17 protein-coding genes and 1 pseudogene are annotated in these 16,460 nt (G+C 70.6%); 9 read left to right on the top strand and 9 right to left on the bottom strand.

Features of this window, described 5'->3' with window-relative positions:
* Positions 1 to 113 precede the first annotated feature (113 nt).
* Positions 114 to 2,369 carry a DNA helicase PcrA gene (gene pcrA / locus AB0C21_RS23175; RefSeq protein ID WP_200841834.1) on the top strand — a complete coding sequence of 752 codons (2,256 nt, stop codon included), beginning with the start codon at positions 114 to 116 and terminating at the stop codon, positions 2,367 to 2,369.
* 115 nt (positions 2,370 to 2,484) lie between these two features.
* Here the strand turns inward: pcrA and AB0C21_RS23180 are convergent.
* Positions 2,485 to 3,440 (bottom strand): annotated as a pseudogene (locus tag AB0C21_RS23180) (helix-turn-helix transcriptional regulator).
* Between the two features lie 62 nt (positions 3,441 to 3,502).
* On the opposite strand from AB0C21_RS23180, the gene AB0C21_RS23185 reads away from it, so the two are divergent.
* Positions 3,503 to 4,672, top strand: a complete 1,170-nt coding sequence (locus AB0C21_RS23185) for an epoxide hydrolase family protein (protein WP_500206808.1) — start codon at positions 3,503 to 3,505, stop codon at positions 4,670 to 4,672.
* Positions 4,673 to 4,913: 241 nt separating this feature from the next.
* On the opposite strand, the gene AB0C21_RS23190 is transcribed toward AB0C21_RS23185, so the two are convergent.
* A complete protein-coding gene (locus AB0C21_RS23190) occupies positions 4,914 to 5,363 on the bottom strand; it encodes a DUF6069 family protein (protein WP_500206809.1) in 450 nt (149 codons plus the stop codon).
* Positions 5,364 to 5,485: 122 nt separating this feature from the next.
* On the opposite strand from AB0C21_RS23190, the gene AB0C21_RS23195 reads away from it, so the two are divergent.
* Positions 5,486 to 5,971 carry a MarR family winged helix-turn-helix transcriptional regulator gene (locus tag AB0C21_RS23195; protein ID WP_500206811.1) on the top strand — a complete coding sequence of 162 codons (486 nt, stop codon included), beginning with the start codon at positions 5,486 to 5,488 and terminating at the stop codon, positions 5,969 to 5,971.
* 15 nt (positions 5,972 to 5,986) lie between these two features.
* Here the strand turns inward: AB0C21_RS23195 and AB0C21_RS23200 are convergent, their stop codons facing one another.
* Entirely contained in the window at positions 5,987 to 6,958 is a 972-nt protein-coding gene (locus AB0C21_RS23200) for a GlxA family transcriptional regulator (protein ID WP_500206813.1), read from the bottom strand.
* An 89-nt stretch (positions 6,959 to 7,047) separates the two neighbouring features.
* Between AB0C21_RS23200 and AB0C21_RS23205 the strand changes: the two genes are divergently transcribed.
* Positions 7,048 to 7,434 carry a cupin domain-containing protein gene (locus tag AB0C21_RS23205; RefSeq protein ID WP_500206815.1) on the top strand — a complete coding sequence of 129 codons (387 nt, stop codon included), beginning with the start codon at positions 7,048 to 7,050 and terminating at the stop codon, positions 7,432 to 7,434.
* Positions 7,435 to 7,448: 14 nt separating this feature from the next.
* Here AB0C21_RS23205 and AB0C21_RS23210 read toward each other — a convergent pair whose 3' ends face one another.
* Positions 7,449 to 8,984, bottom strand: coding sequence for a methyltransferase domain-containing protein (locus tag AB0C21_RS23210; protein ID WP_500206816.1), 1,536 nt, complete (start codon positions 8,982 to 8,984; stop codon positions 7,449 to 7,451).
* 102 nt (positions 8,985 to 9,086) lie between these two features.
* Between AB0C21_RS23210 and AB0C21_RS23215 the strand changes: the two genes are divergently transcribed.
* Positions 9,087 to 9,716: a TetR/AcrR family transcriptional regulator gene (locus AB0C21_RS23215; protein ID WP_500206818.1), complete on the top strand. Its 630-nt coding sequence runs from the start codon at positions 9,087 to 9,089 to the stop codon at positions 9,714 to 9,716.
* A 113-nt stretch (positions 9,717 to 9,829) separates the two neighbouring features.
* On the opposite strand, the gene AB0C21_RS23220 is transcribed toward AB0C21_RS23215, so the two are convergent.
* Positions 9,830 to 10,246 carry a DUF6817 domain-containing protein gene (locus AB0C21_RS23220; protein ID WP_500206820.1) on the bottom strand — a complete coding sequence of 139 codons (417 nt, stop codon included), beginning with the start codon at positions 10,244 to 10,246 and terminating at the stop codon, positions 9,830 to 9,832.
* 274 nt (positions 10,247 to 10,520) lie between these two features.
* Here AB0C21_RS23220 and AB0C21_RS23225 point away from each other — a divergent pair, with 274 nt between their 5' ends.
* Positions 10,521 to 11,348, top strand: coding sequence for an alpha/beta fold hydrolase (locus AB0C21_RS23225; RefSeq protein ID WP_500206821.1), 828 nt, complete (start codon positions 10,521 to 10,523; stop codon positions 11,346 to 11,348).
* A gap of 54 nt (positions 11,349 to 11,402) precedes the next feature.
* On the opposite strand, the gene AB0C21_RS23230 is transcribed toward AB0C21_RS23225, so the two are convergent.
* Complete coding sequence (locus tag AB0C21_RS23230) at positions 11,403 to 12,146, bottom strand: AraC family transcriptional regulator (protein ID WP_500206822.1); 744 nt, start codon at positions 12,144 to 12,146, stop codon at positions 11,403 to 11,405.
* A gap of 55 nt (positions 12,147 to 12,201) precedes the next feature.
* Here AB0C21_RS23230 and AB0C21_RS23235 point away from each other — a divergent pair, with 55 nt between their 5' ends.
* Positions 12,202 to 13,380, top strand: coding sequence for an MFS transporter (locus AB0C21_RS23235; RefSeq protein ID WP_500206824.1), 1,179 nt, complete (start codon positions 12,202 to 12,204; stop codon positions 13,378 to 13,380).
* On the opposite strand, the gene AB0C21_RS23240 is transcribed toward AB0C21_RS23235, so the two are convergent.
* From AB0C21_RS23240 to AB0C21_RS23250, 3 genes are read right to left on the bottom strand one after another with little or no spacing between them, the layout of a single operon-like run.
* On the bottom strand, positions 13,381 to 13,875 hold the full coding sequence (locus tag AB0C21_RS23240) for a MaoC family dehydratase (RefSeq protein WP_500206825.1): 495 nt from the start codon (positions 13,873 to 13,875) through the stop codon (positions 13,381 to 13,383).
* 33 nt (positions 13,876 to 13,908) lie between these two features.
* Complete coding sequence (locus AB0C21_RS23245; RefSeq protein WP_500206827.1) at positions 13,909 to 14,400, bottom strand: hypothetical protein; 492 nt, start codon at positions 14,398 to 14,400, stop codon at positions 13,909 to 13,911.
* Between the two features lie 7 nt (positions 14,401 to 14,407).
* Positions 14,408 to 15,028: a TetR/AcrR family transcriptional regulator gene (locus AB0C21_RS23250; protein WP_500206829.1), complete on the bottom strand. Its 621-nt coding sequence runs from the start codon at positions 15,026 to 15,028 to the stop codon at positions 14,408 to 14,410.
* 50 nt (positions 15,029 to 15,078) lie between these two features.
* On the opposite strand from AB0C21_RS23250, the gene AB0C21_RS23255 reads away from it, so the two are divergent.
* Positions 15,079 to 15,624: a GNAT family N-acetyltransferase gene (locus AB0C21_RS23255; RefSeq protein WP_500206830.1), complete on the top strand. Its 546-nt coding sequence runs from the start codon at positions 15,079 to 15,081 to the stop codon at positions 15,622 to 15,624.
* Between the two features lie 62 nt (positions 15,625 to 15,686).
* A complete protein-coding gene (locus AB0C21_RS23260; RefSeq protein WP_500206832.1) occupies positions 15,687 to 16,454 on the top strand; it encodes a sulfite exporter TauE/SafE family protein in 768 nt (255 codons plus the stop codon).
* Positions 16,455 to 16,460 lie beyond the last annotated feature (6 nt).

Here is a 16,460-nt window from a genome sequence, read left to right on the forward strand (position 1 = left end):
CGTCCGCCAGGGGGGCCGGGCGAGGTCCGGACCGGGGACCGGGCGGGAGCTGAGGCGCTCGCGGTCGGCGGACGCGCCGAAAACGTCCGCGCAGCGCCGTAGACTCGCACGTGATGTCGAAGACCGAAGCTCACCCCTTGCTCGACGGCCTCAATCCGCAGCAGCGCGCCGCCGTCGTGCACTCCGGCGGCCCCCTGCTGATCGTGGCCGGCGCAGGCTCGGGCAAGACCCGGGTGCTCACCCACCGCATCGCCCACCTGCTCGGCGAGCGGGAGGTGCACCCTGGCCAGATCCTGGCGATCACCTTCACCAACAAGGCCGCCGCCGAGATGAAGGAGCGGGTGGACGCCCTCGTCGGGCCGCGCTCGCGCGCCATGTGGGTGATGACGTTCCACTCCGCGTGCGTCCGGATCCTGCGCCGCGAGGCCAAGCGCCTCGGCTTCCCCACGAGCTTCTCGATCTACGACCAGGCCGACGCGAACCGGCTGATGGCGCTCGTCTGCCGCGAGCTCGACCTCGATCCCAAGCGCTACCCGCCGAAGTCGTTCAGCGCCCAGGTCTCCAACCTGAAGAACGAGCTGATCGACTACGAGACCTTCAAGGCGCGGGCGTCCACGCACATGGAGCAGACGCTCGCCGAGGCCTACGAGATGTACCAGGCGCGGCTGCAGCAGGCCGGCGCCATGGACTTCGACGACCTGATCATGATGACGGTCAACCTGCTGCAGGTGTTCCCGGAGGCCGCCGAGCACTACCGGCGCCGGTTCCGGCACGTCCTGGTGGACGAGTACCAGGACACCAACCACGCGCAGTACGAGCTCGTCCGGGAGCTGACCGCGCCCGTCGAGGGCGTCGGGGCCGCCGAGCTCTGCGTCGTCGGCGACGCCGACCAGTCGATCTACGCGTTCCGCGGGGCGACCATCCGCAACATCCTGGAGTTCGAGCGCGACTACCCGGACGCGACGACGATCCTGCTGGAGCAGAACTACCGCTCCACGCAGACGATCCTGTCCGCGGCCAACGCCGTCATCGAGCGCAACGCCGACCGCAAGCCCAAGAAGCTCTGGTCCGACCAGGGCGAGGGCCACAAGATCATCGGCTATGTGGCCGACAACGAGCACGACGAGGCCGCGTTCGTCGCCCGCGAGGTCGACAAGCTCACCGACGACGGCGTGGCCCGTCCCGGTGACGTCGCCGTCTTCTACCGCACCAACGCGCAGTCCCGCGTTTTCGAAGAGGTGTTCATCCGGGTCGGGCTGCCGTACAAGGTCGTCGGCGGCGTCCGGTTCTACGAGCGCAAGGAGATCCGCGACGCGCTCGCCTACCTGCGCTGCCTCGCCAACCCCGAGGACACCGTCTCCCTGCGCCGCATCCTGAACGTCCCCAAGCGGGGCATCGGCGACCGCGCCGAGGCCTGCGTCGAGGCGTACGCGTCCCGCGAGCGCATCTCGTTCTGGCAGGCACTCCGGACGCCCGAGGACGTTCCCGGCATGGCGACCCGCTCGATCAACGCCGTCCGCGACTTCGTCGTCCTGCTGGACGAGCTGCGCGCCGCCGCCGAGTCGCTCACCCCCGCCGACCTGATCGCCGAGGTGCTGAAGGCCAGCGGCTACCTCGCCGAGCTCCAGGCGTCCAAGGACCCGCAGGACGAGACCCGCGTCGAGAACCTCCAGGAACTCGAGGCCGTCGCCCGCGAGTTCGAGGAGCGCCTCGACGGCGAGTCCGCCGAGGGCCGCCTTCCCGAATTCCTGGAACAGGTCGCCCTGGTCGCCGACGCCGACTCCATTCCCGGAGGTGCGAAGGGCGGCCCGGTCCCGCCGGGCGAGCAGCCCGAAGAGAGCGAGCACGGCGTCGTCACCCTGATGACCCTGCACACCGCGAAGGGCCTCGAATTCCCCGTCGTCTTCCTCACCGGCATGGAGGACGGGGTCTTCCCCCATTTGCGCGCCATGAGCAATCCCAAGGAACTCGAAGAGGAACGCCGCCTCGCCTACGTCGGCATCACGCGCGCCCGGCAACGCCTCTACGTCTCGCGGGCCACGATGCGCAGTTCATGGGGAGCGCCGCAGGTCAACCCGCCGTCCCGCTTCCTCGGCGAGGTGCCGAGATCCCTCGTCGAGTGGGAGCGCGAGGCATCGTCCACGTCCGGCTCCGCGATGTCGCGAATGGCGGAACGCCCGGGGACCCGCTCGCCAGGGAACCGCCCCGTCCCGTCCTTGTCACCGGGCGACAAGGTCACCCACGACGCCTTCGGCCTGGGCACCGTCGTCTCCGTCTACGACAAGGGCGAAAAGGCCAGCGTCGACTTCGGCGGCGACTACGGCGTCCGCACCCTCGTCCTACGCTTCGCCACCATAGAAAAACTCTGACCCCTCAACCTGCGCCGGCGGCGGACGTGTCGGGTTTGCCTCGTCGGGATGTGGAGGCCTGCGTAGGGCGCTTCGCCGATCCCATGGCGGCGATCGTCGTTCTGGGGTTGCGCGGTCAAGGACCGGTGTCGGTTGCACGGGTGTATCGGGCGGCGAGGGTGCGCAGGTGGTCGGCGAGTTCGGGGTTCGCCCTCTCGTCGATCCGGAAGTCGGCGCCCAGCATGCCGAGGTAGAGGGCGAGCATGGACGGATTGTCGGAGCCGACCTCCACGATGCACGTGTCGTCATCGGCTGGTTCGACCGTGATACCGGCGGGGAGTCGAGGCGCGATCTCGGTGGCCGGCGCGTTCACCACGACCCGCGCTCTGTAGGCCCACATCGCCTGGGCGAGGCCGGATGAGATGCGGGCCGCGACGTCCTCGTCCGGCATCTCCCGAGGCGTGAATCGGGGACCGGCGGGCGGGCGCAGGAGGATGCGGTCGACGCGGAAGGTCCGCCAGTCGTCCCGCTCCAAGTCCCACGCGAGGAGGTACCAACGGCGGCCGGAGGCGACGAGGCGGTGGGGTTCGGTCACGCGGGGCCGTCGTGAGTGCGGTAGTCGAAGCGCAGGCGCTCGTTGTCGCGGCAGGCGGCGGCGATCGCGGTCAGCACGGTCGCGTCCACGGGCGGCTCCGAGCCTGGCAGCGCGACCGTCGTCGAGGCGAGCGTGCCGACACGGTGGCGCAGGCGTGACGGCAGGAGACGCTCCAGCTTGGCGAGCGCGCGGACGGAGCTTTCCTCGATGCCGGAGACCGCGCCGCTCGCTGCTGTCCGAAGCCCGATCGCCACCGCGACCGCCTCGTCGTCATCGAACAGCAGCGGCGGCAGGACCGCAGCCGGGCCGAACCGGTAGCCACCGCCGACACCCGGTGACGCGTCGACCGGATACCCGAGTTCGCGCAGTCGCTCCATGTCGTTGCGAACGGTCCGGGTGGAGACGTCGAGGCGTTCCGCCAGCTCAGGCCCTGTCCAGTCGCGCCGGGCCTGGAGGAGCGACAGCAGCCGGAGCAGTCGGACCGAGGTTCGCGTCATTTCTCCATGATGCCGTGCATTGCGGAACAATCTGGTCCGCAATGACCTTTAGCGTGCTTGCCATGACGAACGACATCCATCCATTCCGCATCGATATCCCGGCGACCGAGCTGGAGGACATGCGAGCCCGAGTGTCCGCGACGCGCTGGCCATCGACCGCGGGGGCGGACGACTGGAGCCGCGGCGTCCCGGTCGGGTACCTGAAAGAACTCGCCGGATACTGGGCCGCCGAGTTCGACTGGCGGGCGCAGGAAGCGGCCCTGAACGAGATCCCGCAGTTCAAGGCAGTGATCGACGGCCAGACGATTCACTTCTTCCACGCGCGGTCGCCGGAGCCGGACGCACTGCCGATCGTCCTCACGCACGGCTGGCCCAGTTCACCGATCGAGTTCATGAAGATCGTCCGGCCGTTGACCGATCCCCGTTCCCACGGCGGCGATCCCAAGGATGCCTTCCATGTCGTCCTGCCCTCCCTACCGGGCTACGGGTTCTCCAATCCGATCGGTGACGCGGGCTTCGACCTGTTCGGCGTCGCACGAGCGTGGGCGGAACTGATGCGCCGACTCGGCTACGAGCGGTACGTCGCGCAGGGGACGGATGTCGGCTCGGGCGTCGCCGGAATGCTGCCGATGGTCGACCCGGGGCATGTCGCCGGCGTCCACCTGTCCGGAACGGGCGCGGCCCCGCCGTTCGGCCCTCCCCTTGAGCCGGACCGCTTCTCTGGTGCCGATCGAGCGCGCGCACAAAAGTTCAACAGCTTCAGGGAAGAAGGGGTCGGCTATCTGGCATTGCAGTCGACTCGTCCGCAGACCGTGGCGTACTCCCTGAACGACTCGCCGGTCGGTCAACTGGCCTGGATCGTGGAGAAGTTCCACGAGTGGACGGACCCGGCGATCGAGCTGCCCGATGCGGCCGTGGATCGAGACCAGCTGCTCACCAACGTGAGCCTTTTCTGGTTCACAGGCTCCGGGGCCTCCTCCGCCCACGCCGTCTACGAGGGCATGCAGGCATGGAAGGCGTTCGCTGCAGCGCAGAGCGGCCCCTCGCCGAAGCCGGACGTTCCCGTCGGTGTGGCCGTCTTCGCTGCCGACAGCACCATTCGCTCCCTCATGGACCCAGACGGCGATATCAAGCACTGGTCGGAATACGACCAAGGTGGTCACTTCGCAGCCATGGAAGTTCCGGAGCTACTTGTGGGCGACATTGGGCTCTTCAGTCGATCTCTTAGGTAAGAGTTAGTGCTGGTGGCGGGCTGGCCCGGTGGCGGGTGGCAAGTCGGTGGGGCGGTTCGGTGGCGCTTGGAGAAGGAAGCCCACCACCAAGGATCACTACCGGTATTTCGCGGTCGGAGGTGGCCCAGCGCAGGCCAGCCCTGGTAGAGGTGGCCCTGGGCGCCGTCGGTTTCGAGGTAGGCGCGGATGTGGTCGGCGACCCAGGGGGTCGGCCTGTCATGGATCTCCTCGCCGGGTGCGGTCATCGCTCGCTCCCGGTGCCGGCGCGGCGGGACGTGGCCGTCCGCCAGAAGACGGGGATGAGGACGGCTCCGACGGCCACGTGGGTGAGGGCCAGCACCGCTTTGCTTCCACCGGAGGCCTGTACGCCGATGATGGGCAGGAACGACAGCGCGAGCAGGATCAGGGCGGCGGTGGTCCAGATCCGGGCCGCGAGTGGCGTTATCCGCTCCAGCGCGGCGAGCGTGGCCCAGCCGAGCAGCGATGGGGCCAGTGCGAAGACGCCGATGGCGGCCGCTCCCAGGTCTTGCGGCTCCTGGCCCTTCTGCTGGACGACCAGGTCGTGGCCCAGCAGCGGCTCCCCGATCGCCCAGACGGCCAGTGCGGCCGCGACCGCACCCGCCACGGCGAGTGCCCGCGCACGTCGCGGACTTCCGAGGTCGGCGCGGCCGCCCGTGCTCAGTTGCGTCATCAAACTCTCCTTCAGCTGCTTGATGGTTAAGTTTCTGAAGTTTTCTGGGGCAGGCCGGGAGCGTAGCACTTACTTCAGGAGCTAAACAATTAAGCGACTTAAGTGACGGCTATGCTGGCCGCATGAGTCTCGATGCCGACGCCGCCGCCGAGACCGGCGCAGGTTCCGACGGGGATGCGGTCGTCGCGGAGTTGAGCGCCCTGGTCTTCGAGGTCACCGGGCGGCTGCGGGCCCAGTTCAACGCCGCCGCGGCGGAACTCGGCCTTCCTCCGGCCCAGGCGCTCGTCCTGACCAACCTGTCCGGACCCGCCCCGATGCGTCAGCTCGCCGACTGGCTGTCGTGCGAGCCGTCGAACGTCACCGGCATCGTCGACGGACTGGAGGGCCGCGGTCTTGTGACGCGCCGGCCCGCGCCGGGTGACCGCCGCGTCAAGCACGTGGTGCTCACCGAGGCGGGTGAGCGCAAACGCCGGGAGTTGCGCTCCAGCGCCCACGCGCTGGCCACGACGTTTTTTGAAATGCCCGCCCCCGACCAGAAGCACCTCCGTGACCTGCTGGCACGCGTCCTGACCGGCCCTCCGGCAAGCGCGGATGCCGAATCCGGCTGAGGCGCGGAGCCTTCGTCACCTCGAAGGCGGGACGTGCCCTTGCGGCCTGGTGCGGAAGGTGCGGCGGTAGGCGCCCGGTGTCGTGCCCAGGGTGTTGAGGAAGCGTCTGCGGAGGTTGGTGGCGGAGGAGAGCCCGGTGCGCCTGGCGATGGCGTCCAAGGGAAGGTCGGAGGACTCCAGCAGGTCTTGTGCCGCGGCGATGCGCTGGGTGAGCAGCCACTGCCCCGGGCTGGTTCCGAGTTGCTCGGCGAACCGGCGGGCGAGGGTGCGCGTGGAGACGCCCGCGTGTGCGGCCATGCTCTCGATGGTCACCGGTTCGCTGAGCCGCCCGGCGATCCAGTCCAGCAGGGGCGCCAGCGTGCCGTCGATCTGGGCGGGGCGTGGCGGTGCCGAGTACTGAAGCTGGCCGCCCTCGCGGTGGGGCGGCATGACCATGGTCCGTGCGACGTGGGCGGCGTAGCGGGCGCCCTGGTCGCTGCGGATGAGGTGCATGCACAGGTCGATGCCGGCTCCGGCTCCGGCGCTGGTGGCGACGTCGCCGTGGTCCACGTACAGGACGTCCGGGTCGACCTGGACGTGCGGGAAGCTTGTGGCGAGCTCGTTCGCCAGGCCCCAGTGGGTGGTCGCCTTCCGTCCGTCCAGGAGGCCGGCGTGCGCCAAGGCGAAGGCGCCGGAGCAGATGCTGACCACTCGGGTGCCGCGGGAGTGCGCGCGGCGTAGGGCTTGGACGACCGCGTGGGACGGCGGTCTGTCGGCGGGCAGCCAACCCGGGACGATCACGGTGTCGGCCGCCTCGAGCGCGTCCAGCCCGTCGGTCACGATCATGTCGTATCCGGCCAGCGTGGCTACGGGGCCGGGGTGCTCCGTGCACACGCCGAAGGTGTACCGGACCGGAAGCCCGGCCCGCTCGATGCCGAACATCTGAGCCGCGCAGCCGAGTTCGAAAGTCGATTGGGGTGGACGTACGACTGCCGCCACGCGATGCATGGCATGAAAGTACCGCAACATGTCTTTCCTGACACTCGGCCGGATGCGGTGCCGGTCGCCAGGCTTGTCCCATGACTACGGAACGTCCTATGGCTGCCGAACGCCCCATGACTTCGGAACGCCCCGTGAGCGCGGAAAGCCCTGTGGCTGCGGAGGACGGTGCGTCCGGCTATGTGTGGTCCACCGTTCAGGACGCCCCAGTCCGTGAGCTCTTCCCGGGCATCCGGCTGCGGCCGCTGTGGAAGGGGGACAACGGCGCGAAGGCCTTCGTCCTGCAGATGGACCCGAACACCTGCTGGGAAGGGGTCGACGTCCACGATCCGGGCTCTGAGGAGGTCTTCGTGGTCTCCGGAACCTTCAACGACGGCGACCGGGACTACCCGGCCGGCTCGTTCATCCATGCTCCCGCGGGCTCTTCCCACGTCCCGCAGACGTCGACCGGCTGCACCCTGTTCCTCTTCTATCCGGAAGGCTGAAAGCCCGGCCGAGGTCAGGGGCGGATGGCGCCCACCAGCCACACGGAACCGCGGATGTGGACGCCGGCCGGCGTCTCGTAGGCCGCGAGTGCTGCTTGGAGTTCCTGGCGGACGCGGGTGATGACGGGCTGGTCCACGTCTTGGAGGTTGTAGCGGACCGGGCCCTGGCTGAGGATGAAGTCCGCGGCGTCGCCGGTGTCGCGGCCGTAGTCCATCGGTGCCTGGACGGGACCCACGTTCACGTCCGTCAGGCCTGCTTGGTGCAGCACTTCGCGGATCCGGGCGGGTTCGGACAGCGAGCCCATGCCCCGGGCCGCGGGTGAGGGGCGGCGCATCAGCGGCGCCAGCGCGGCGGTGGCCTTGGCGTACTCGCTGTCCGGGCCACCGGCCTGCGGAACGAGGAACGCCATTCGGCCGCCGGGCCGCAGCGCGCGGGCGATGTTGGCGAACGCCGCGGCGGGGTCGGAGAAGAACATGACGCCGCCGCGGCTGACGACGACATCGAAGGCGCCTTCCTCGAAGGGATGGGCCTCCGCGTCGGCCTGATCGAACCGCGCGTTGACGATGCCCTGCTCGGCGGCGTCGGCGCGGGCGCGGACCAGCATGGGTTCGGAGATGTCGATGCCGACCGCCTGCGCCGCCCGGCGCGCGGCCAGCAGGGTGAGCTGGCCGGTGCCGCATCCGATGTCCAGGACGGTCTCGTCTTCGCCGATCGCGGCGAGATCCAAGAGCGGCTGGTTGAAGCCGCCCATCATCGCGTCGTAGCGCGGGGCGTTGTCGGCCCAGGCCGTCCCCTCCCATCCGTTCCACGCTTCGGACTGCTGGACGTTGATGACCGAGTTCATCCCATCTCCTTTGCTGTGGGTGTGGGGGTGGGCGGCTGATGCGGGTGCGTCGGTGCGGCGCAGCGTGAACCAGAAGGTGGGCACCGGGTTCGTGCCAGGTGTGACGTCCACCAGTTCCCAGCCGGGGAAGCGGGCGCGCAGTTCGTCGGCGGTGACGCCGGAGATCGGGTCGTCGAACGCCTCGGGGCCGTAGCCGAACATCAGCAGCAGCGCGCCGGGGGCGGCGCGGCCGGTCAGGCCGGTGGCGTAGGCGTCGCGGCGGTGCGGTGGGATCCCGCAGTAGCAGCTCAGGTCGAAGAACAGGTCGTAGGGGCCGGGCACGTCCAGTTCTTCGAGCCGGGTGGCGTCTCCATGCAGCAGCCGGACCGCCGTTCCTGCCGTGGCGGCCTTGGCCCGGGCCTGGTCGACCGCTCGGCCGATCAGGTCGACGGCGGTGACGTCCCAGCCGTGCCGGGCCAGATAGACGGCGTTGGTCCCGGTGCCGCAGCCGAGTTCCAGGGCACGGCCGGGCGGCAGCGCGTTGTCTCCCAGCGCGTTGTCTCCCTCCACCAGGGCGACGAGCTCTGGCGGGGTCACACCGCCGTCCCAAGGCGGTCTGCCGGCGCGGTAGTAGGCCTCCAGTTCCCTTCGGACGGCCTCCTCCTGCTCGCGTTCCGCGCCGACCCCCTGTGCGTCCGCTCTCTGCGCGATGTCTGGCTTTTCCACGGCGTCTCCCACGTCATCCACGGCGCCTCCAAGTCATCCGTGGCTCTTTTCAAGTTTTTAGAGTTGAACTCTAGTGAAGAACTTTAGAGATATACTCCGGCCATGGAGACCGTCAAGCGGCCGGACAAGCGGGCCGAGCGTTCGCGGCGCACCCGGGGGAAGGTCATCGAGGCGGCGCGGGAGTTGTTCGTCGCGCAGGGCTACGGGGCGACGAGCCTGCAAGAGGTCGCCGACCGGGCGGGGGTGGCCGTCCAGACGGTGTACTTCGTCTTCGGCAACAAGCGCGCGCTGTTCAAGGACGTCGTGGACACGTCCATCGCCGGGGACGCCGAGCCGGTCGCCACCATGGAGCGGGAGTGGTTCCGCGCCGCCTGCGCCGAGCCCACCGCGGCCGGTCAGTTGCGCGCGCACGTGCACGGCACCGGCGAGATCCTCGGCCGGGTCGCCCCGATCCTGCCGATGATCGCGGCCGCCGGCGCCGCCGACCCGCAGATCGCCGCGCAATGGCCCGACGACCCCGACCCGCGCTACACCGTGCACCGCGCCGCTGCCGAAGCACTGGTCGCCAAGCCCGACGCCCGGCCCGGCGTCTCCGCCGAGATGGCGGCCGACCTGCTGTTCGGCCTGCTCAGCCCGCAGTTGTACCTGCTCTTCGTCCAGGACCGCGGCTGGACGCCGGACGCCTGGGAGGAGTGGGCCCGCACCACCTTGGCCGCTCAGCTATGCGGCTGAGCGCAGTTGAGCACGGCTGAACCCGGCTGAACCCGGCTGAGCGAATACCCGGGGCGCCCGCGGGGCGCGTGAGTGATCAGGTCGGCGCGGACGGCTCGCGGATCGTGGACGACTTACGGATCAGGCCGCGCATCCGCTCCTGCCTGCCGCCGGACGACCTTACGGCGCCGAGTGTGCTTCGGCGGCGCGCCGTCGGGGCGGTGCAGGGTTGGGTACGTGCTGGCCCGGTCGCAACTGGCGTACAGGTGGACGAGGGACTCGGTCTCCGTCCCGACGATGGCGCTCAACTCCTCGCGCCGGTCAAAGGAGCCGAGTGCGACGGGGAAGCCGTCGGTTCCGTAGAAGGCGTGGCAGAGGCCCGCAAGACGAAGTGTGCGTCGCGCACCCCAGGCGCCGAGGAGAGCGTGCACTCGGTGGAGGTGCTCCAAGAGGGTGCCGCCGGGATGCTGGATCAGGTCGGCGCGTTTGGCACGCAGCAGTTCGGCGGCCTCTGCCTCGCTGGCCACGCGGTCGTTCTGCTCCGTCGTCACGGCCGCTCCTTCGCCGGAGGTCCTCCCGACAGGCTGCTAGCCGAAGACGACGCTCGTCAATCGGTGATTTTGGTTCGCCTCACCCAAGGCTGAGCTTGGAGTCGCGGAGGTGGAGCCGGAGAAAGACCCCGTAAAGACACCTCGACCGGCCATTGGTCGTTCTGGGCGTTAGTGGGGGTATTGGTGCGCCTGATTGTCGAATAGGCGCATTGTCGTAGGTTGCGGCGATTCATTCGGTCCATCGTTCCCACACGAGCGCTACGGGGGTTCCAGCATGGGGTTCGTCACCACTCGCGACGGCAACGAGATCTTCTACAAGGACTGGGGCAGCGGGCCTCCCGTCGTCTTCATCCACGGGTGGCCGCTCAACGCCGACGCGTGGGAGGACCAGATGAAGCTGGTGGCCGACAACGGCTACCGCGGCATCGCCCACGACCGCCGGGGACACGGACGCTCCAGCCAGCCGTTCGACGGCTACGACTTCGACACCTTCGCCGACGACCTCAACGACCTGGTCAACGAACTCGACCTGCGCGACGCCACGCTGGTCGCGCACTCGATGGGCGGCGGTGAGCTGGCCCGCTACATCGGACGCCACGGCACCGGGCGGGTTCGCAAGGCCGTCCTGCTGTCGGCGATCACGCCGTCCATGCTCCAGACCGAGGACAACCCCGAGGGCGTGCCCCAGCAGGCGCTGGAGGACATCAAGAAGGGCCTCCTGCACGAGCGCTCGCAGTTCTGGAAGGACGCCTCGGAGGGGTTCTTCTCCGCGAACCGTCCGGGCAACAAGGTCACCCAGGGCAACCGTGACGCGTTCTGGTTCATGGGCATGCACGAGAGCCTCCAGGCCGGCGTGAAGTGCGTGGACGCCTTCGGCTTCACCGACTTCCACGAGGATCTGCACAAGTTCGACGTGCCCACCCTGATCGTGCACGGCGACGACGACCAGATCGTCCCGATCGATGCCACCGCCCGCAAGGCGGCCGAGATCGTTCCGGACGCCGTCCTGAAGGTGTACGAGGGGTCCTCGCACGGCATCGCGATGGTGCCGGGCGACAAGGAGAGGTTCAACGCCGACCTGCTCGACTTCCTGAACGGCTGAGCCTGCCTTAACGACTGAGCCTGCCTGAACGGCTGACCCTGGCGGGGCGCCCGCTCACGCGGGGTGGTGGGTGCCCGGGGTGTGGCCGAAGGCCCGGCGGAAGACGTCGATGAAGCTGCTGGCGGACGACCAGCCGCAGCGGTGGGCCACGGTGGTCACCGGCGTGTCCTCGGCCAGGAGCACCAGCGCGTGGTACAGGCGCAGCTGGGTGCGCCACTGCGGGAACGTCATCCCGAGGTCGGCCCTGAAGAGCCGGGACAGGGTCCGCTCGCTCGCACCGACCTCCCGGCCCAGCTCGGCGAGCGTGCGGTTGTCGGCGGGATCGGCGTGCAGGATCGCGCACAGCGCCTTGAGGCGCGGGACGGTCGGGGCGGGCAGATGCAGCGGCTGCTGGGACGAGACCCGCAGTTGGTCCAGCAGTACAGCCCGCAGCCGGGCGCGGGCGGGGGTGTCGTCGTCCGGGTCGCGGGTGTAGGCGAGGATCAGCTCCCGCAGCAGCGGGCTGACGCCGAGCACCGCCGGCTCGTCCAGCCCGAGCGGGTTGTCGGCGGCGGGGAGGCCGACCAGGTGCAGTTCGAGCTCGCCGTGGGCCTGGTGGGAGTGGACGGCCCCGGCCGGGATCCAGATGGCGCGGTCGGCGGGCGCCACCCATGAGCCCGCGCCGGTGGTGACGGCCACCACGCCGCGTCCGGCGTAGGCGATCTGGTGGTCGTCGTGGCGGTGGGCGTCGATGGCGGCGCCCGGCGCCAGCGAGCGCGCTCGGGTCGGTGCGACCGGTTGATGGCGGGTTTCCTGCATTGGTTGGCAGATTATCGGAAGCCCGACATGGTCCCCGCGCGTGAGCATGAGGGACGTGTCAACGAGAAGGTCGGTCTTCCTGCTGTCCGCCGGGCACGCCTGCGTGGACGTCTACCAGGGTTCGGTGACGGCGCTCGTCCCGTTCTTCGTCGCCGAGCGCGCCTACACCTACGCCGCGGCCTCCGGCATCGTCCTCGCCGCGTCGCTGCTGTCGTCGGTGGCGCAGCCGCTGTTCGGCGCGCTCACCGACAGGTGGGCGATGCCCTGGCTGCTGCCGCTGAGCACGCTTCTCGGGGGAGTGGGGATCGCCCTGAGCGGTCTCAGCGGCGACTACGCGCTCACCCTGGCCTTCGTGGCGGTCTCCGGGGTCGGGGTCGCCGCGTACCATCCCGAGTCCGCACGGGTCGCGCGGAAGGCCAGCAGAGGCAGCCATACCGCGATGAGCTGGTTCTCCGTCGGCGGCAACCTGGGGTTCGCGCTCGCGCCCCTCCTGGTCGCGGCGGTCGTCGCGACCGGCGGCCTGCGGTGCACGCCGTTCCTGGTGGTGCCCGCGCTCGCGGGCAGCGTCCTGTGCCTGCCCGTCCTGCGCGCCCTTGAGGGGACGGCTTCCGGCGGGCGCGCGGCCACGAACGCCGGGGTCGACGACCGGCGGTCCTTCGTCAGGCTGTCGCTGGCCGTGATCTGCCGGTCGGTCGTGTTCGTCGGGCTGAGCACCTTCATCTCGTTCTACGCGCGGGAGCGCACCGGAGGGGGAGTGGCGGCGGGCACCGCGGCGCTGTTCGTCCTGTACCTGGGGGGCGCGGTGGGCACCGTGCTCGGCGGTTCCCTGGCCGCCCGCTGGGACCGGGTCACCGTCGTGCGCAGGTCGTACCTGCTGACCGCCGCCGCCGTCGCGGGCGTCGTGTTCGTGCCCGGCCCGGCGCTCTACCTGTTCGTGGCGCTGACCTCCGCGGGCCTTTACATCCCGTTCTCGCTGCAGGTCACGCTGGGCCAGGACTACCTGCCCACGCGCGTCGGCACCGCCGCCGGTGTCACCCTCGGTCTGACGGTCAGCGTCGGCGGCCTCGCCAGCCCCGTCCTCGGCGCCGTCGCCGACGCCTCCTCGCTGCGCGTGGCGCTCACCCCGCTGATCGCGCTGCCCGCGCTGGCCTGGCTGCTGTTCCGCACGCTGCCCGAACCCGCCGTCCCGTCGCCGGCCGCCGAGCCGCGGCCGGTTCCGGAGGGCGCGCGGTGATCAGGTCGGCCGGCGGCGGAGGAGGTTCGCCGGGAGGGTGTGCAGGACGAGATGGTCGTCCTGGTTGAGGAGTTCGGCGCGGGTGAGCACGATGCCCCGGTCCGGCTTGGAGCGGGACGGGCGGGCCTCCAGGACGGCGACGCGCAGGCGGAGGGTGTCGCCGGGACGGACGGGAGCGGGCCAGCGCAGCTCGTCCACGCCCGGGGACGCGAGGCTCGCGACCCGGGACAGGAAGTGGTCGGCGAACAGCCGCATCATGATCGAGCCGGTGTGCCAGCCGCTGGCGATGATGCCCTTGAACGGGCCGGACGCGGCGAAGTCCGGGTCCACGTGGATGGGCTGCGGGTCGAAGCGGCGGGCGAACTCGATGATCTCCGCCTCGTCCGGGGTGACGTGCCCGTACTCGTAGGTCGTGCCGGCGGTGTAGTCCTCGAAGTAGCGGTCGTCGATGGGGGCGGTGAAGTCGTCACCGAGGGCGCGCGTACTGATCGTCATGGGACCAGGATCGCCCAGCGGCGTCCGGCCCATCTAGGCGGCTCCGCGCGGGGGCGGAACGTGCCGTCGCCATTCCTCCCAGAGCTCGGCGTGCAGCCTGTAGAGGCCGTAGGGGGTGTCGCCGGACGGTTCCCTGAAGCGGGTGCCCTGGTCCACGGGCATCGACGCGAGCCTGACGGGGAAGAAGGCGGCCTGGCGCTCGCGTTCCCCGGACCGCACCTGGAGCAGCCAGAAGCCGTGGTGGGCGTCCGCGGAGATCTCGATGATCTCCGTCCACGCGAACCGGCGGCGGCCGTGGCCCGCGACGAGGGTGAGGCCCTCCGCGTCCAGGATCATGCGTGTCCGCAGCATGGCGACGGCACCGAGTGCGAGCGCGAAGCACGCGATCCCGGCGGCGAGCGCCGGGGTACCCGCGCCGCCGCGGGCCTTCTGGACCGCCACGACGCCGAAGAGGGCGGCGATGGCGCCTCCGGCGAGGATCATGGCGAGGTGCCGGGGGCAGCGCAGCGTGCGCGGCTTGCTCATCGGGGCATTATTCATTCTCGCCGGGTGCCGCGGGGAAGCGGGATCCCGTGGCCAGGGAGGTCAGGAAGGCGTCCAGGAGCGCGGTCTGGCGGCCGGGCGGGTACGCGTCGGGGGCGAACAGCGCGTGCACGACGATGCCGTGCGCGAAGGCGGCGGCGGACGCGACGGTGTCGTCCACGTCGGTCGCGGCGGGCAGCTCGCCGCGTTCGACGGCGGTGGCGACGTACGGGCGGAGCCGGGCGCGCCAGTTGTCGTAGCGGCGCCGCTGGCGCTCGCCTAGCTCGGGGTCGGCGAGCGCCACGTCCCATGAGCCGACCCAGACGCGGTTCATGGCCGACGCGGCGGGAGTCAGCGGCAGGACGTCCAGAAGGGCGGCGCGCAGGGACGCCAGGCCGGGCGGTGCCTGGCGGAGTGGCCGGCTCGCGGTGCGCTCCTCGGCGAGGTCCAGGGCGTAGGCGACCAGGGCCCTCTTGTTCGGGAAGTAGTGCGTGAGCAGGCCGGTGGACGCGTCCATCTCCGCCGCGACGGCGCGCAGGGTCAGGCCGGTGAAGCCGCGGGCGGCGAGGACGCGCCAGACGGCCTCGGACACGTCCCGGCGCCGGGCGTCGTGATCACCTCGGGCGGGCATTCCCGTAGAGTACATAACAAACGTTCGGTACGTACCCTCCGGGAGGCTCCATGTTCGCTCGCACGCTCGCCGAGGGCGCTGAACTGCGCCCGTTCGAGCCATGGCAGGCGGCCGAGTTCGCCGAGCACGCGGACCGGGTCCGCAAGGACATCGAGCAGTACATCCCGTGGGCCCGGACCGTGGTGGACGAGAAGTCGGCCCGCGCGTTCCTCCGGGCCTACGCCGAGAGGCAGGCCAGGGACGAGGGCCGCATGTACGGCATCTGGGTGGACGGCGTCCTCCAGGGCGGCACGGTCTTCCGGACGTTCGACGCCGCGCAGGGCGTCTGCGAGGTGGGCGTGTGGCTCGCCGTCGAGGCGCGGGGACGCGGGCTGATCACCGAGGCCGTCCGCGTCATGATCGACTGGGCGGTCGGTGTGCGGGGGATGCACCGGGTGGAGTGGCTGTGCGACCCGCGCAACGCCGCCAGCGCGGCCGTGGCCGAACGGCTCGGGATGACCTGCGAGGGCGTCCTGCGGCAGGCCTTCGTGCTGGACGGCGAGCGGCGGGACGTCCAGGTGTGGGCGGTCCTCGCCGACGAGTGGGCGGCCCCCTGATCCGGCGCTCCCGGTAGGGTAATGGATGATCTTATTTTTACTCCTTACCCCCGGGAGTGTCCGTGCACGCAGAGCAGGTCCTCTTGCTGCTGGCCGCCGCCGTCGCCGCGGGCTGGGTCGACGCCGTGGTCGGCGGGGGAGGCCTGATCCAGCTGCCCGCGCTGCTGCTGCTGAACCCGGGGCAGCCGGTCGCGGCCGCGCTCGCCACCAACAAGCTGGGGTCGATCGCGGGCACCACCTCGGCGGCCGTCGCCTACGCGCGCAAGGCCAAGCCCGACGTCCGGGTCGCCGTCCCGGCGGGCCTGCTCGCGGTGGCCTGCGCCGCCGGCGGGGCCCTCTGCGCGGCGGCGATCTCCTCGGACGTGCTGAAGCCCCTCATCATGGTCGTCCTGCTGGCGGTGGCCGCGATCGTGGTGCTCAGGCCGGATCTCGGCCGGGTCCCGCGGCTGGCGCTGCGGACCCGCCGCCGGGTCGCCGCCGCCGTCCTCGTCCCGGGCGTCGCGATCGCCTTCTACGACGGGCTCCTCGGGCCGGGCACGGGGACGTTCCTGGTGATCGCCTTCACCGCGCTGCTCGGCATGGACTTCGTCGACGCCTCCGCCACCTCGAAGATCATCAACGCGGGCACCAACCTGGGCGCGCTCGCCGTGTTCGCGGTGCAGGGGCACGTCCTGTGGGCCGTCGGGCTCGGCATGGCGGCCTGCAACATCGTCGGCGCGCAGCTCGGCGCGCACATGGCGATCAGCCGCGGCGCCGGTTTCGTCCGGGCCGTCCTGCTCTGTGTCGTCACCGCGCTCGTGCTGAAGCTCGGCTACGAGCAGTTCGGCTAGGAGTCC

It is taken from the genome of Spirillospora sp. NPDC049024, assembly GCF_040649235.1.
In the GTDB taxonomy this organism is placed as follows: domain Bacteria; phylum Actinomycetota; class Actinomycetes; order Streptosporangiales; family Streptosporangiaceae; genus Spirillospora.